The organism is Chromobacterium alkanivorans (assembly GCF_016937655.1).
GTDB classification, from domain to species: domain Bacteria; phylum Pseudomonadota; class Gammaproteobacteria; order Burkholderiales; family Chromobacteriaceae; genus Chromobacterium; species Chromobacterium alkanivorans.
Genome location: NZ_JAFHKL010000008.1, coordinates 117,888 through 132,357 on the forward strand (window position 1 = coordinate 117,888; position 14,470 = coordinate 132,357).

Genomic DNA, 14,470 nt, shown 5'->3' on the forward strand with positions numbered 1-14,470 from the left:
TAGACTGCTCTATTCTTCCGTCATTTCGGATGCCCCGCATGCCTGTACCCCTGCCTTCCGATATCGCGCTGCGCGCGCCGGAGCTGTCCGACGCGCCGGCGCTGTTCGCGCTGATCAACGCCAACCGCGACGCGCTGCGGCCGTGGATGCCGTGGCTGCCGCTGACCCGCGCCGAGGCGGACTCGCGCGCCTTCCTGGAGTCCGCCGCCGCCAGCCGGCAGGCCGGCTCCGCCTATACTTGGCTGGTGTTGCGCGGCGGCGAGCTGGCCGGCGTCTGCGATCTGCACGCCGTCGACGCCTTGAACCGCCACGCCTTCGTCGGCTACTGGCTGGACAGCAGCCAGGTGGGGCAGGGCGTGATGCAGGCGGCGCTGCGCCTGCTGCTGGCCGAGGCCTTCGGCCCGCTGGGCCTGCATCGGGTGGCGATAGACGCGGCCGAGGACAACCGCCGCAGCTGCGCGGTGGCGGAGCGGCTGGGTTTCCGCTACGAAGGCGTGCTGCGCGAGTATTTGTTGTTGCAGGGCCGCTATTGCGACGCCAGGCAGTACAGCCTGCTGGCTCACGAATGGAAGCAATGAATCATGAATTATTCCGCCGATGACCATCGTTACATGCAGCGCGCGCTGCGGCTGGCCGCCGCGGCCACCCGCCGCGCCGCGCCCAATCCGGGCGTGGGCTGCGTGCTGGTGCGCGACGGCGAGGTGATCGGCGAGGGCGCCACCCTGCAAGTGGGCGGCGATCACGCGGAAATCCAGGCGATCAAGGACTGTCTGGCGCGCGGCCTGTCCCCGCGCGGCGCCGTCGCCTATGTCACGCTGGAACCCTGCAGCCACCACGGCCGCACCCCGCCGTGCGCGCGGCGCCTGATCGACGAAGGCGTGGCCCGGGTGGCGGCGGCGATGGTGGACCCCTATCACGAAGTGGCCGGCCGCGGCCTGGCCATGCTGCGCGCCGCCGGCGTCGACGCCGACGCCGGGCTGATGGAAGCCGAGGCGCGGCAAGCGCATCGCGGCTTCCTGTCGCGCGTCGAGCGCGGCCGCCCCTGGGTCACGCTCAAGGCCGCCGCCACGCTGGACGGCAAGACCGCCTTGCTCAACGGCCGCAGCCAGTGGATCACCGGCCCGGAGGCGCGGCGCGACGTGCATCGCCTGCGCGCCGAACACTGCGCGGTGCTCACCGGCAGCGGCACCGTGCTGGCCGACGATCCGCAACTGACGGTGCGCGAAGTCCCCTGCGAGCGCCAACCGCTGCGCGTGGTGCTGGACAGCGGGCTGCGCACCGCGCCGGAACAGCGCATCTACCAGGGCGGCGCCACCTTGTTGGCCACCTGCGATCACCCAGAGGCGCGGCTGCGGCCCTATCGCGCCGGCGCGGAAATCCTGACCCTGCCGCGGCAGGCCGACGGCCACGCCGATCTGCCGGGCTTGCTGGCGGCCTTGGCGCAACGCGGCGTCAATATGCTGATGGCGGAGGCCGGCGCCGGCCTCAACGGCGCGCTGCTGCGCGCCGGGCTGGTGGACGAGATCGTGCTCTACCTAGCGCCGTCGCTGGCCGGCGACGCCGCGCGCGGCCTGTTCGCCTGGCCGGCCTTGGAGGACCTGGCCGACAAGCAGAGGCTGAGCATCCGCGACGCGCGGATGGTGGGCGCGGATTTGCGCCTGAGCCTGACGCCGATCTGAGCCGCGGCTCACCGCCCGGCGCGTAGGGGAAATGCCGACGTCGCCGCGAATCCCGTCTGGAGTCTGCAACATTTCTGTCCGAAAATAAGAACAGTCCGCCCGCTGTGCCGAAGAGCGCGAGCGGCGAGGGGAAGGGCAAGACCGAACGGCTTACGGGAGGGCTGGGGAAGGGCATGAGCGATTTGACGGCGGCGCTGGAGGCTTATATGCGATTGCTGGCGCGTCAGGGCGCGCCGGCCCAGGTCGTGGACGAGCGGCGTCGCATTCTGGAACTGCTGCTGCCCTGGCTGGACGGCGTCGAGCGCAGCGCGGAAGGCTTCCGCGGCCCTTGCGAACGCCTGCTGCAGGCCTGTCCGCCGGACGAACAGGTGCTGGCGCTGACCTGCACCCGCGAGTTCTATTACTTCTGGCTGGGCGATACCAAGAAAGTGGTGGAGATCACCGCGCGCAGCGGTTTTTCGGTGCGCAATGTGCGGGTATGGCTGGAGACGGACTGGGACAGCTTGCTGACGCGGATGGAGCGCGACGGCTTTTCCCGCTTTCCGCCGTCGCTGGGCCTGTACCTGGGCAAGCTGTTCGAGGACGGCATGTCCGAGCCGGACATCCATCTGCGCGAGCGCCTGCTCAAATCCCTGCTCTATCTATTGGACGGCCAGCCCATCCAGGGCGACAGTTTCCGCATGATGGTGGACGCGGTGCTGCTGCATCTGCGCGAGGCGGAGCTGAAAAACACCTTCCTGATGCTGGTGCGCGAATACTTCTATTACTGGCATCAATTCCCGCAAGCCCAGGCGCGCAACGCCGGCCAGCCGGCGGCTTGAGGCGGGAAGGCGAGCCTTCCCGCTTGCTGCGAACCATCTTAGCTATTGCGCGACGGCGCCTTGCCTTCCAGTTCCGACTTCTGCGTTTGCGCCTGCTGCAAGGCGTGCACGCTGTCCACATGGGCGTACACGTCGCAGCGCAGCGCGCCCAGCGCCATCAACTGCTCGGCATAGCTGAAAAAACCCACCCAATAACCGCGGGCGTGGCCGGGGTCCTTGAAATCCACATCGCGGGCGATCTTGCCGAGCAGGCCCTGGTTCAGCCTATGCGGCTGGTCCTTGAAGAACTGGGCCAGGTGGGCGGCGCATTCGCGGCCATAGGCGCAGGCGTCGACGTAGTCGTCGGAGGGCGGCATCTGCCAGTGATGGGGCTGGCCGCGTTGCGGCAGATAACGGACGAAGGGCAGTTGAGTGGCCTGGTTTTCGTGGGGCTTGAGCCGGTAGAAACGGCGAGGGGGTAGGGTTTGGGACATATTGTTGCTCCTGCATTCTGCTACGTGAGATCAACCCACTTCCCGGTTCCAATCGGGATTGGCGGGCACGAGACTGCAAGGTTGGAACACCGACCACGTACGAAATCGGCACGGCAAACGCCGTCCTTGCCGTCCGCGCCCGCCTTATGGGCGTGCAGACTGCATGAACAATGGCCGCAAGAGCGGCCAGTTCGCCGTACGTGTAGATGGGGTTCCAATCCCAGTGCCGGTATTTGCTCGGCACCGCGCTATTGTGGCGGCAGAGGCGGGAGGGGGTCAAGGCGGCGGGGCGGAAGAGGGTTTGGGACGCATGGCTGTCGTTTGGAACCCGACCTCCAAGGTTAGTCGGCACGGCTAGGCCGTACGGCAGCTTGCGCCCCTAGGCCAAGCTAATGGACGAGGGGGCGGGTGGCAAGTCAGCGCCATCGATGGTTGGCGCCAGAGGGATAGCTGGGGGTGGGCTGTTTATTGTAGAAGCCGTCTTAGAACCTGTTCAAAGTTTGCTGTAGGAAACCTCGTATTCGACGTGCCCCGGGTCCCTTCAAGCCTGCCGTCGGGTGGCTGGCCCGAGGTCTTAAGCGGCTGCCTGTTCGAGCACCGCGACGTTAGCGCGCCATCACTGAGCGAATCGAAGATTCGCACGTAGAGAGTTCAGCCGCGCCTCGGGCCTGACGGGCCCCGGCGGGAAGCCGCAGGCCAGGCTTGCAGGGTGGCCTTTAGGAGTGGAGAGGATATTTGGCCACGCAAATATCCTTTCCCTGCCCGCCGGGCAGCCCCGGCAATGAAAATTATCGTCCGCGCAGCGGACTCAATGCCTTGCTTTGAGCGATCCCCTCGGTCTGAAAGGATTGTGGACAGGTTCTTACAACAACTTCAGGACATTAAGCGGCACCCAGCCAAATGCCTCGCCATCCAGCCGGCGACACCACAACCAGCCGTTCAGGGTTTTCGAACCGAGCAGCCGTTCGCCCGCTTGGATAGCCAGCTCCTGGGAGGAGAAGCTTTCAAGGGCAAACGCTTTGCCGTCGATGTATTCGATCAGTTGGCCGGGCACCCAGCCCCCAGCGGCTTGCCCCGGCGTTTCGCAGAAGTACCAATTCTCCCAGCCTTCCAGGCCCTCGTACCTTTCGCCTACCCGAAGCGGGGCGCCCTTGGCCAAGCGTATGGGTTCCGTGTGTTCCGGTGTGTGGCCCCGCAGGGCGATATAGCTCTCAACAGACATGGCGTCTCCCTTGGTTTCCGTCCCTGCCGACGATCTTGGCCATGGCCTCCGCCCATCAGGCCGGTTGCGCGGCTTCCAGCCTGGCCCAGCCCGGCAAGCCCACGCGCCAGGCCGGCGGCGCTTCGGCGCTGGCCCAGTATTCCTCGATCTGGCTGATCAGCCCGTGCTCCAGCGTGAACAGCGAGTTGGCGAAGAAGCGCGCCGCGCCGTGGTCCACCTGCGCCACTACATGCCAGCGGCCGTCTGCCAGCAGATTGTCTTGCAGCAGGCGGATGCTCCAGCCCTCCGGATAGACGCGGTTGACGTGGACGATGGCGTCCGCGCCGCGGAAGTACTCGCCGCTGCAATGCCACAGCATTACGGCGTCGTCGCGCAGCAGGCGGCGTGCGCGCTCCCAGTCGCGGTCCTGGTAGGCGAGAAAGAGTTGGGCGGCGATGGATGGCATGAATTTACCTCATGCTGGTCATGGAGTGTTGATAATGTACAAAATCAAAATGCTTGTCAATACGCGGCTTTGGCGGGTTTTGGGGCGAAAGTTGTCAGATCAAATAGTCTGATGGCATCATGCTTTTGCAAGTAGGGCGTGTTTACGATCTCGCAAGCCAGAGCGAGACAAGGCGACAACAGCTTTAGACGCGAAATGCATAGAGTGCGTCAGCGTTCTGAAGCGGTGCTCGCCGGGCCGCGCCTCACAACGCGCAGCGGACCGCAAACCGCTTCTTTCATAGAGGAGACAAGATGGCACACACATCCGCCTACCAGGCATTGACCCACACTTTCGCTCGCCTGCACCGCTTCGGCCACCTCGGCGCCATCGCCGGCTGGGACCAGGCTGCGATGATGCCGAGCAAGGGCAACGACGCCCGCGCCGCCGCGTTGGCGGAATTGGGGGTGCTGACCCACGGCATCATCACCGCGCCGCAGCTGAAGGAGCAGCTGGACGCGGCGGAGCAGGAAAATCTGGACGAGCTGCAACGCGCCAATCTGCGCGAGATGCGCCGCGAGTGGGCGCAGGCCAATCTGCTGCCGGCGGCGTTGGTGGAGGCCAAGACCCTGGCCGGCGCGCGTTGCGAGCACGCCTGGCGCAGCCAGCGCCCGGCCAATGACTGGAAGGGTTTTCTGGAAAACCTGCGCGAGGTGGTCAAGCTGTCGCGCGAGGAGGGCCGTTTGCTGGCCGAGGCCAGCGGCGGCAGCCGCTACGACGCGCTGATGGACAAGTACGAGCCGGGGATGAAGAGCGCGGAGATCGAGTGCATCTTCGCCGAGGTGAAGTCCTGGCTGCCGGGCCTGATCGAACGCGCGCGCGCCAAGCAGGCGTCGGAAACGGTGATCGAGCCGGTGGGGCCGTTCGCGGTGGCGCAGCAGCGCGCCTTGGGCGTGGAAGCGATGAAGCTGTTGCAGTTCGACTTTGACGGCGGCCGGCTGGATGTCAGCAGCCATCCCTTCTGCGGCGGGGTGCCGGAGGATGTGCGCATCACCACCCGCTACCGCGACGATGATTTCGTCCAGAGCCTGATGGGCATCGTCCACGAAACCGGCCACGCCCGTTACGAGCAGAACCTGCCCAAGGACTGGCTGGAGCAGCCGCTGGGCCGCGCGCGTTCGATGGGCATCCACGAAAGCCAGAGCCTGTCCTTCGAGATGCAGCTGGGCCGCAGCCCGGCCTTCCTGCAATTGATCGCGCCGCTGATCCGCAGCCATTTCGGCGAGCAGCCGGCGTTTGCGCTGGAGAATCTGCAAGGCCTGTACAGCCGGGTGCAGCCGGGCTACATCCGCGTGGACGCGGATGAGCTGTGCTATCCGGCGCATGTGATCCTGCGCTTCGAGATCGAGCGCGCGCTGATGGACGGCGAGATCGAGGCCGAGGACATTCCGGCGCTGTGGGACGAGAAGATGATGGCTTATCTGGGCGTGGACACCCGCGGCAATTACACCAACGGTTGCATGCAGGACATCCACTGGACCGACGGCGGTTTCGGCTATTTCCCCAGTTACACGCTGGGCGCGATGTACGCGGCGCAGTATTTCGCCAGCCTGCGCCGCGCCGAGCCGGAGCTGGACGCGCAGGTGGCGGCCGGCAATCTGGAGCCCATCTTCAACTGGCTGAACACCAATATCTGGAGCCAGGGCAGCAGCTGGAGCACCGATGAACTGGTGCGGCGCGCCACCGGCGAGACGCTGAACCCGGCGCACTTCAAGGCGCATCTGGAGCGGCGTTATCTAGGCGTGTGATGTTGTGGAAGGCAGATAAAAAGCGCGGCGTGGCCGCGCTTTTTTCATTGGGGCTGGCTGAAAAAGGCGTGGATCGCTGCCGCCAGCGCTTCCGGCTGCTCCCATTGCAGCATGTGGCCGGCGTCGGCGATCACGGTTTCCTGCAATTGGGCGAAACAGGCGCGCCGCTGCGGCATGCTGGCGGCCACGCTCTTGGCCAGCGGGTGGTCGTCGGTGTCGCCGCCCAGCGCCCACAGCACCGGCGCGCTGATGCGCTGCCAGCAGGCCATCGCTTCTTCCAGCCGGTACAGCACTGGGTTGACCATTTTGTGGCGCGGGTCGGCGCGGTAGTAGAGGCCGTCGTCGCGCAGGCGGGTCAGCTCGCGCGCCAGCCATTGGGCGCGCTCCGGCGTCAGCCTGGGGTTGCGCTCCAATAGCTTGGCGGCCACGGCGTCCAGTGACTGCAAATCGCCGAACTCCGGCGCGTCGCGGGTTTCGCGCAGCCAGCGCGCGTAACGGCCCGGCGCTTCCGCCGGCTTGGTGGCGGCCAGGCCGAAGCCTTCGGCCAGCACCAGTTTTTCTACGCGCTCGGGGCGGATGCCGGCGTAGATACCGGCGATCATCGAGCCCATGCTGTGGCCCAGCAGCTTGACCGGCTGCTGCGGCGACAGCGCGTCCAGCAGCGCGTCGAGATCGGCCAGGTAGTCGGGAAAGTAGTAGCTGCCGTCGTTCCAGTCGCTGTCGCCGAAGCCGCGCCAGTCCGGCGCCGCCACTTGCCAGCCGTCCGGCAGCGCGTCCACCAGGAATTGGAAGGTGGCGGAGCTGTCCATCCAGCCGTGCAGCAGCACCAGGAGCGGCGCGTCGCGCGGGCCCCAGCGGCGCAGGTGATGGCGGTGGCGGTTGAGGGGCAGGGTTTCGGACTGGCTGGGGCGTTGAATCGGCATGGCGGCGCGGGCGGTGGGACGAAAGCCCCAGTCTACCCAGAAACACGGCGAACCGGGAGGTTCGCCGTGTTTGGATGGTGTGACAGCGCGAGCGCTCAATCAAACGTCGGCGCCGCGGCTTGCGGGATGGCTCTTATTGGTGGATGTCGGCGCGGTGAGTCTCCTTCAGCCCCAACAGGCAGACCACGAAGCTGACGCTGTAGACGATGACCGGATACCACAGGCCGTAGAGGATGTCGCCGGTGTAGACCACCAGCGAGAACGCCACGGTGGGGAACAGGCCGCCTATCCAGCCGTTGCCGATGTGGTAGGGCAGCGACATCGAGGTGTAGCGGATGCGGGTGGGGAACAACTCCACCATGGTGGCGGCCAGCGGGCCGTAGACCATGGCGGCGATCAGGCTGAGCAGCACCAGCACCGCCACCACCATCGGGTAGTTGATCTTGTCCGGGTCGGCCTTGTCCGGGTAGCCGGCCTGCTTCAGCGCGGCCAGCAGTTGGGCCTTGTCGAAGCCGGTCAGCGTCTGTTCGCCCACCTTGATCTGGGTTTCGCCGCCGGCGGGCGCCGCCTGGCGCTGGTAGGGCACGCCGTTCTTGGCCAGCAAGGCCTTGGCCTGGTCGCAGCTGCTGCTGAGCTTGGCCTTGCCCACCGGATCGAACTGGAAGCGGCAGCTGGCCGGGTCCGCCACCACCACCACCGGCGCTTGGCGCGCGGCGTTGGCGATGTCCGGGCTGGCGTAGGCGGTCAGCCATTTGAAGGCGGGGAAGGTCAGCAAGGCCGCCAGCAGCAGGCCGGTCAGCATCACCGGCTTGCGGCCGATGCGGTCGGACAGATAGCCGAAGTACAGGAACAGCGGCGCGGCGATCAGCAGGGACACCACCAGCAGCTGGGTGGCGATTTGAGAATCCACCTTGAGGATTTGGGTGAGGAAGAACAGCGAGTAGAACTGCGCGCAGTAGAAGGTGACCGCCTGGCCGCCGTTGATGCCGAACAGGGCGGTGAGCACGATGCGCAGATTCTTCCAGTTGGTGAAGGATTCGGTCAGCGGCGCCTTGGAGTGCTTGCCCTCGGCCTTCATTTTCAGGAAGGCCGGCGATTCGTGCATCGACAGCCGGATCCAGGTGGAGATGGCCAGCAGCGCCAGCGACAGCAGGAAGGGCAGGCGCCAGCCCCAGTCGTCGAAGGCCGGGCCGGTGAGCTTGCGGCAGGCCAGGATCACCAGCAGCGACAGCAGCAGGCCGGCGGTGGCGGTGACCTGGATCCAGCTGGTGTAGGCGCCGCGTTTGTGGTCCGGCGCGTGTTCGGCCACGTAGATGGCCGCGCCGCCGTATTCGCCGCCTATCGCCAGGCCCTGCAGCATGCGCAGCACCACCAGCAGGATGGGCGCGGCGATGCCTATGCTGGCGTAGCCGGGCAGCAGGCCCACCAGGAAGGTGGACACGCCCATGATCAGGATGGTGGCGAGAAAGGTGTATTTGCGGCCTATCATGTCGCCCAGCCGGCCGAACAGCAGCGCGCCGAAGGGGCGCACCAGAAAGCCGGCGGCGAAGGTCATCAGCGCGAAGATGAAGGCGGTGGTTTCATTGACGCCGGCGAAGAACTGCTTGCTGATCACCGCCGCCAGCGCGCCGTACAGGAAAAAGTCGTACCACTCGAAAACGGTGCCCAGCGACGAGGCGAAGATCACTTTGCGCTCGGAGCTGCTGATCGCGTGTCCCGCCGTGGCGGCGGGCGTCAGGGTGCTGCTCATGGTGCTGTCTCCTCTTGATGTGGCTTTGCGACAGGTTGTGGGGCGGGAAGTGGGCTTCCTCTGTGGTGGTGGATCCGATGTCGCGTCGCTCAGTCCGGCGCGGCGCGGTCTTGCAAAATCATGCGGGCGGCTTTTTCCGCGATCATCAGCGTGGGCGAGTTGGTGTTGCCCGAGGTGATGGCGGGCATGATGGAGGCGTCCGCCACTCTCAAGCCGGATAGTCCGTGCACGCGCAGTCTGGCATCGACCACCGCGTCGGTATCCTGTCCCATTTTGCAGGTGCCGACCGGATGGAAAATGGTGGTGCCGATGCGGCCGGCGGCGGCGGCCAGTTCTTCGTCGCTGTGGGCGGCGAGGCCGGGCAGGTATTCCTCCGGACGGTAGCGCGCCAGCGCCGGCGCGGCGACGATGCGCCGGGTCAGCCGCAGCGCGGCCACCGCGACGGCGCGGTCCCGCGGGTGGCTGAGGTAGTGGGGCTGGATCAGCGGCGCGGCGTCCAGGCCCGCGCCGCCGATGGCGATCCGGCCGCGGCTGAGCGGGCGCAGGTCGCAGACCGAGGCGGTGAAGGCGGGGAAGGGGTGCAGCGGCTCGCCGAAGCGCTCCAGCGACAGCGGCTGCACATGGTATTCCAGATTGGCGCGCGGCTGTTCCGGGTCGGACTTGGCGAAGGCGCCGAGCTGGCTGGGCGCCATCGCCAGCGGGCCGCTGCGCCGCCACAAGTACTCCCAGCCCATGGCCAGCTTGCCGGTCCAGCTATTGGCCAGCTGGTTCAGCGTGCGCGCGCCGCTGACCTTGAACACCATGCGCAGCTGCAGGTGGTCTTGCAGATTGGCGCCGACGCCGGCCAGCGCATGGCGCACGGCGACGCCGTGCTCTTGCAGCAGCGCGGCCGGACCAATGCCGCTGCGCTGCAACAAAAGCGGGGAGCCGACGGCGCCGGCGGCCAGGATGATTTCGCCGCGGCAGCGCGCCTGCCAGCGCTGCCGGTGTTGCAGGAATACCATACCGGCGGCGCGGCCGTCTTCCAGCAGCAGGGTTTCCGCCTCGGCATGGGTCAGCACGGTGAGGTTGGGGCGCTGGCGCGCCGGGCGCAGAAAGGCCTTGGCGGTGTTCCAGCGCAGGCCGCCGCGCTGGTTGACTTCGAAATAGCCGCAGCCGGCGTTGTCGCCGCGATTGAAGTCGTCCACCGGGGCGATGCCGCTTTGCTCCGCCGCGTCGCGGAAGGCGTCCAGAATCTCCCAGGACAGCCGCTGCCGCTCCACCCGCCATTCGCCACCGTGGCCGTGCTGGGCGCGGGCGCTGTCGAAATGGTCCTCCATGCGCAGGAAGTCCGGCAGCACTTCGTCCCAGCTCCAGCCGGGGCAGCCCTGCGCCGCCCAGCCGTCGTAGTCCGCGGCCTGGCCGCGCATATAGATCATGCCGTTGATCGAGGAGCAGCCGCCCAGCACCTTGCCGCGCGGGTAGTTGAGGCTGCGCCCGCCCAGGCCGGCCTCGGGCGCGGTGCGCAGGCACCAGTCGGTGCGGGGGTTGCCGATGCAGTAGAGATAGCCCACCGGGATGTGTATCCACGGGTAGTTGTCCTCGCCGCCGGCCTCCAGCAGCAGCACGCGGTGCCGCGGATTGAGCGACAGGCGGTTGGCCAGCAGGCAGCCGGCGCTGCCCGCGCCGACGATGATGTAGTCGAATGTGTCCGCCAATGCCTGCATGCCGCGCTTTCCTATGACGTATGTATCGCCACCATATAAGATCAAGCCGGGCCGGGCTGGGAATAGCCAGAGCGGAACAATGGCTGTTAGTTTTCTAACAGTGGTGCAATTGAAGCCTGTCATCTTTGTGTGCAAGCGCACCATAAACGCGGGGGAGGGAGCGATGTTCGACTGGAACGACATCCGTTATTTTCTGGCCTTGCAACGCAGCGGCAAGCTGCTGGCGGCGGCTCGGCAGTTGCGCACCACGCATGCGACGGTGGCCCGGCATATCGAACAGCTGGAGCGGCAGCTGGGCCAGCCGCTGTTCGTGCAGCAGCCGGACGGCTACCAGCTGACCGCGGCCGGCCGGCAATTGCTGCCCTTGGCCGAGCAGCTGGAAAACACCGCGTCGCGTATGCAGGACGAGGCGAGGGTGGGGCATGTGGAGGTGGCCGGCCTGGTGCGGCTGGGCGCGCCGGAAGGCCTGGGCTCCTTGTTTCTGTCGCGGCATCTGCCGCGGCTGATGGCGCGCTATCCGGCGCTGGAGATCGATCTGGTGTCGGTGCCGCGCTTCGTCAGCATCACCAACCGCGAGGTGGACGTCGCCATCGCGCTGGAGCGGCCGCAGGCCAATATGGTGGTGACGCGCAAGCTCACCGATTACTGCCTGGGCCTGTACGCGACGCCGGCCTATCTGGACGCGCATGCGCCGATCCGCGAGCGCGAGGACCTGGCCGGCCATCCCATCGTCGGCTACGTCGACGATTTGCTGTTTTCGCGCGAACTGATGTTCCACCGCGGCCTGTGCCGCAATCCGCTGATTAATCTGCGCTGCACCAGCGTGGTGGGCCAGCAGCAGGCGGCGCTGGCCGACGGCGGCATCGCGGTGCTACCGTATTATCTGACCTACGACGACGCGCGGCTGCGCCAGCTGCTGCCGGAGCTGCGCATCATCCGCTCCTACTGGATCAGCGGCCGCAGCGACATCCGCCGCACGCTGCGCTACCGGGTGGTATGGGATTACGTGGTGGATTTGTGCCAGCGCATGCAATGGTTGCTGATGCAACAGCCAAGTCAGCAAAAAGAATCAATCGATGCGGGATAAGCTCACTTCATGAGAACGCTCTATCGCAACGGCGGTCCGGATTCGCCGTATTTGTGGCGGATGCTGCGGGTGCTGGACTATCTGTGGCGCCATCTGGACGGGCCGGTGCCGCTGGAAAGGTTGGCGGAGGAGGCCTGCTTGTCGCCCTTTCACTTTCACCGCGTGTATCGCGGCCTGATGGCCGAAACGGTGGGAGAGACCCGGCAGCGGCTGTTGCTGCATCGCGCGGCCGGGCAGTTGGACGGCGGCTTGCTCCCCTTGTCGAGGGTGGCGACGCGCGCCGGCTACGGCGGCACCGCGGCCTTCGTCCGGGCCTTCGCCAGGGCTTACGGCGAGAGTCCGGGCCGCTATCGCCAGCGCAGAGCGTTCATTTCTAGGCAAGACTGGGAGACCGTTATGCATGAAGTGACATTGCTCAAGCAGGACAAGGGGCTGAAGGTGCTGATGCGCCGCCATGTCGGCAGTTATATGGAGATTGGCCAGGCTTTCGGCGCTTTGCAGGCCATCAGCCCGGGGTGCGCGGTCGGCGACGAGCCGGGCCGCGTATTCGGGATGTATCTGGATGACACGGAACAGACGGAGGAGGCCAAGCTGCGCTCCATCGCCTGCGTGACCGTGCCGGACTCCTGGCAGGAGCGGCCGCTGCCGGAGGGGTTTGAATGGGGGGAGATTCCCGCCGGAGAGTACGCTTGCGTCACGCATCAGGGACCGTATGCGGAGCTGTCCACGGCCTGGTCCTGGCTGTACCGGCACTGGCTGCCCGGCAGCGGGCGCGCGCTCGGCGGCGTGCCGTGCGTGGAAGAGTATTTGAATTCGCCGTACGACAATCCGCCCACGGCCTTGCGCACTCGGCTGATGTTGTCGCTGGCCTGAGAACCTGTTTACGATCTGCTGCGCGTCGGCGATACGGCGTTGAAAACGAGCTCAAAATGCTCATGTACCACGAGTACATTCCGCTTTTTCGCTCGTTTTCGCCTTGTCTCGCCTTAGCTCGCGAGATCGGAAACACGTTCTGAGCGCGCTTGTGGTTCGGCCATGAAAAAACCCGCGCCGTTTGGCGCGGGTTTTGCCGTAAAGGATGCCTGACGACGTCGGGTCTTAACGGGATACGTGGTAGTTCGGCGCTTCCTTGGTGATCTGCACGTCGTGGACGTGGGATTCCTGGATGCCGGCGGAAGTGATTTCCACGAATTCCGCTTTGGCGTGCATGTCGGCGATGGTGGCGCAGCCAAGGTAGCCCATCGAGGAGCGCAGGCCGCCCACCAACTGGTGGATCACCTGGCCGATGGAGCCCTTGTACGGCACGCGGCCTTCGATGCCTTCCGGCACCAGCTTTTCCACATTGCCTTCGTTGTCCTGGAAGTAGCGGTCGGACGAACCCTGGCTCATCGCGCCCAGGCTGCCCATGCCGCGGTAGGACTTGTAGGAACGGCCCTGGAACAGCTCGACTTCGCCCGGGGCTTCTTCGGTGCCGGCGAACATGCCGCCCAGCATCACGCAGTTGCCGCCGGCGGCCAGCGCCTTGGAGATGTCGCCGGAGAAGCGGATGCCGCCGTCGGCGATCATCGGCACGCCGGTGCCCTTCAGCGCTTCGGACACGTTGTGGATGGCGGTCAGCTGCGGCACGCCCACGCCGGCCACGATGCGGGTGGTGCAGATGGAGCCGGGGCCGATGCCGACCTTGACGCCGTCGGCGCCGGCTTCAACCAGCGCCAGCGCGGCGGCGGCGGTGGCGATATTGCCGCCGATCACGTCCACCTGCGGGAACTTCTGCTTGACCCAGCGCACGCGCTCGATCACGCCCTGGCTGTGGCCGTGGGCGGTGTCGACCACGATCACGTCCACGCCGGCCTTCACCAGCGCGGCAACGCGCTCTGGGGTGTCGCCGCCGGTGCCGACCGCCGCGCCCACGCGCAGACTGCCCTGGCTGTCTTTATTGGCGTTGGGGTGTTCGCTGGTCTTGATGATGTCCTTGACCGTGATCAGGCCCTTCAGCTCCCAGGCGTCGTTGATCACCAGCACGCGCTCCAGGCGGTGGGCGTGCATCAGGTCGCGGGCTTCGTCGATGCTGGCGCCTTCCTTGACGGTGATCAGGCGCTCGCGCGGAGTCATGATGGAGCCGACGCTCTGGTCCAGGCGGGTCTCGAAGCGCAGGTCGCGGTTGGTGACGATGCCGACCACTTTGCCGTTGTCGATCACCGGCAGACCGGAAATCTTGTGATGGCGGGTCAGCAGCACCAGATCGCGCACCAGCATGTCCGGGGCGATGGTGATGGGATCCTTGACCACGCCGCTTTCATGGCGTTTCACCTTGGACACTTCGCGGGCTTGTTGCTCGATGCTCATGTTCTTGTGCACGATGCCGATGCCGCCTTCTTGAGCCATGGCGATGGCAAGACGGGCTTCGGTCACCGTGTCCATGGCGGCGGACACCAGGGGCAGGTTCAGGGTGATGTTGCGGGTAAGCTTGGTGGAGAGAACTACGTCGCGCGGCAGAACTTCAGAGTGGGCCGGGACGAGGAGAACGTCGTCGAAAGTATAGGCTTTCTCGATGATACGCATCTTGGCGTTTCCTTT

The 14,470-nt window shown here is 66.2% G+C and carries 13 protein-coding genes; 6 read left to right on the top strand and 7 right to left on the bottom strand.

The window, feature by feature from the left end; genetic code table 11:
- The first annotated feature begins 38 nt into the window (after positions 1-38).
- The 3 genes from JW897_RS15340 to JW897_RS15350 all read left to right on the top strand — a co-directional run bounded on the left by JW897_RS15340 (position 39) and on the right by JW897_RS15350 (position 2,500).
- Positions 39-578: a GNAT family N-acetyltransferase gene (locus JW897_RS15340; RefSeq protein ID WP_197082941.1), complete on the top strand. Its 540-nt coding sequence runs from the start codon at positions 39-41 to the stop codon at positions 576-578.
- A gap of 3 nt (positions 579-581) precedes the next feature.
- On the top strand, positions 582-1,679 hold the full coding sequence (gene ribD / locus JW897_RS15345) for a bifunctional diaminohydroxyphosphoribosylaminopyrimidine deaminase/5-amino-6-(5-phosphoribosylamino)uracil reductase RibD (protein ID WP_205466844.1): 1,098 nt from the start codon (positions 582-584) through the stop codon (positions 1,677-1,679).
- Positions 1,680-1,852: 173 nt separating this feature from the next.
- Positions 1,853-2,500: a hypothetical protein gene (locus JW897_RS15350; protein ID WP_048412523.1), complete on the top strand. Its 648-nt coding sequence runs from the start codon at positions 1,853-1,855 to the stop codon at positions 2,498-2,500.
- A gap of 38 nt (positions 2,501-2,538) precedes the next feature.
- Here the strand turns inward: JW897_RS15350 and JW897_RS15355 are convergent, their stop codons facing one another.
- The 3 genes from JW897_RS15355 to JW897_RS15365 form a co-directional block, all read right to left on the bottom strand.
- On the bottom strand, positions 2,539-2,973 hold the full coding sequence (locus JW897_RS15355) for a hypothetical protein (RefSeq protein WP_205466845.1): 435 nt from the start codon (positions 2,971-2,973) through the stop codon (positions 2,539-2,541).
- An 862-nt stretch (positions 2,974-3,835) separates the two neighbouring features.
- On the bottom strand, positions 3,836-4,195 hold the full coding sequence (locus JW897_RS15360) for an SH3 domain-containing protein (RefSeq protein ID WP_205466846.1): 360 nt from the start codon (positions 4,193-4,195) through the stop codon (positions 3,836-3,838).
- 55 nt (positions 4,196-4,250) lie between these two features.
- The gene (locus JW897_RS15365; protein WP_205466847.1) at positions 4,251-4,640 is read right to left on the bottom strand and encodes a nuclear transport factor 2-like protein; all 390 of its coding nucleotides are present in this window, start codon (positions 4,638-4,640) and stop codon (positions 4,251-4,253) included.
- A gap of 293 nt (positions 4,641-4,933) precedes the next feature.
- Between JW897_RS15365 and JW897_RS15370 the strand changes: the two genes are divergently transcribed.
- Positions 4,934-6,427 carry a carboxypeptidase M32 gene (locus tag JW897_RS15370; RefSeq protein ID WP_205466848.1) on the top strand — a complete coding sequence of 498 codons (1,494 nt, stop codon included), beginning with the start codon at positions 4,934-4,936 and terminating at the stop codon, positions 6,425-6,427.
- A 44-nt stretch (positions 6,428-6,471) separates the two neighbouring features.
- Here the strand turns inward: JW897_RS15370 and JW897_RS15375 are convergent, their stop codons facing one another.
- The 3 genes from JW897_RS15375 to JW897_RS15385 form a co-directional block, all read right to left on the bottom strand.
- A complete protein-coding gene (locus JW897_RS15375) occupies positions 6,472-7,350 on the bottom strand; it encodes an alpha/beta fold hydrolase (RefSeq protein ID WP_205466849.1) in 879 nt (292 codons plus the stop codon).
- 133 nt (positions 7,351-7,483) lie between these two features.
- A complete protein-coding gene (locus tag JW897_RS15380) occupies positions 7,484-9,100 on the bottom strand; it encodes an MFS transporter (protein ID WP_205466850.1) in 1,617 nt (538 codons plus the stop codon).
- A gap of 89 nt (positions 9,101-9,189) precedes the next feature.
- Complete coding sequence (locus JW897_RS15385; RefSeq protein ID WP_205466851.1) at positions 9,190-10,806, bottom strand: GMC family oxidoreductase; 1,617 nt, start codon at positions 10,804-10,806, stop codon at positions 9,190-9,192.
- 163 nt (positions 10,807-10,969) lie between these two features.
- Between JW897_RS15385 and JW897_RS15390 the strand changes: the two genes are divergently transcribed.
- Both JW897_RS15390 and JW897_RS15395 read left to right on the top strand, forming a co-directional pair.
- The gene (locus tag JW897_RS15390) at positions 10,970-11,893 is read left to right on the top strand and encodes a LysR family transcriptional regulator (protein ID WP_048412531.1); all 924 of its coding nucleotides are present in this window, start codon (positions 10,970-10,972) and stop codon (positions 11,891-11,893) included.
- Positions 11,894-11,902: 9 nt separating this feature from the next.
- Positions 11,903-12,766 (top strand): AraC family transcriptional regulator, encoded by an 864-nt coding sequence (locus tag JW897_RS15395; RefSeq protein WP_205466852.1) that lies wholly within the window; start codon positions 11,903-11,905, stop codon positions 12,764-12,766.
- Positions 12,767-12,991: 225 nt separating this feature from the next.
- On the opposite strand, the gene guaB is transcribed toward JW897_RS15395, so the two are convergent.
- Entirely contained in the window at positions 12,992-14,455 is a 1,464-nt protein-coding gene (guaB, locus tag JW897_RS15400) for an IMP dehydrogenase (RefSeq protein ID WP_205466853.1), read from the bottom strand.
- Positions 14,456-14,470: the final 15 nt, after the last annotated feature.

Coding starts and splice junctions, on each gene's coding strand:
- JW897_RS15390 (WP_048412531.1), top strand. CDS start 10,970: ATGTTCGACTGGAACGACATCCGTTATTTTCTGGCCTTGCAACGCAGC.
- JW897_RS15380 (WP_205466850.1), bottom strand. CDS start 9,100: ATGAGCAGCACCCTGACGCCCGCCGCCACGGCGGGACACGCGATCAGC.
- guaB (WP_205466853.1), bottom strand. CDS start 14,455: ATGCGTATCATCGAGAAAGCCTATACTTTCGACGACGTTCTCCTCGTC.
- JW897_RS15360 (WP_205466846.1), bottom strand. CDS start 4,195: ATGTCTGTTGAGAGCTATATCGCCCTGCGGGGCCACACACCGGAACAC.
- JW897_RS15355 (WP_205466845.1), bottom strand. CDS start 2,973: ATGTCCCAAACCCTACCCCCTCGCCGTTTCTACCGGCTCAAGCCCCAC.
- JW897_RS15385 (WP_205466851.1), bottom strand. CDS start 10,806: ATGCAGGCATTGGCGGACACATTCGACTACATCATCGTCGGCGCGGGC.
- ribD (WP_205466844.1), top strand. CDS start 582: ATGAATTATTCCGCCGATGACCATCGTTACATGCAGCGCGCGCTGCGG.
- JW897_RS15395 (WP_205466852.1), top strand. CDS start 11,903: ATGAGAACGCTCTATCGCAACGGCGGTCCGGATTCGCCGTATTTGTGG.
- JW897_RS15340 (WP_197082941.1), top strand. CDS start 39: ATGCCTGTACCCCTGCCTTCCGATATCGCGCTGCGCGCGCCGGAGCTG.
- JW897_RS15365 (WP_205466847.1), bottom strand. CDS start 4,640: ATGCCATCCATCGCCGCCCAACTCTTTCTCGCCTACCAGGACCGCGAC.
- JW897_RS15370 (WP_205466848.1), top strand. CDS start 4,934: ATGGCACACACATCCGCCTACCAGGCATTGACCCACACTTTCGCTCGC.
- JW897_RS15350 (WP_048412523.1), top strand. CDS start 1,853: ATGAGCGATTTGACGGCGGCGCTGGAGGCTTATATGCGATTGCTGGCG.
- JW897_RS15375 (WP_205466849.1), bottom strand. CDS start 7,350: ATGCCGATTCAACGCCCCAGCCAGTCCGAAACCCTGCCCCTCAACCGC.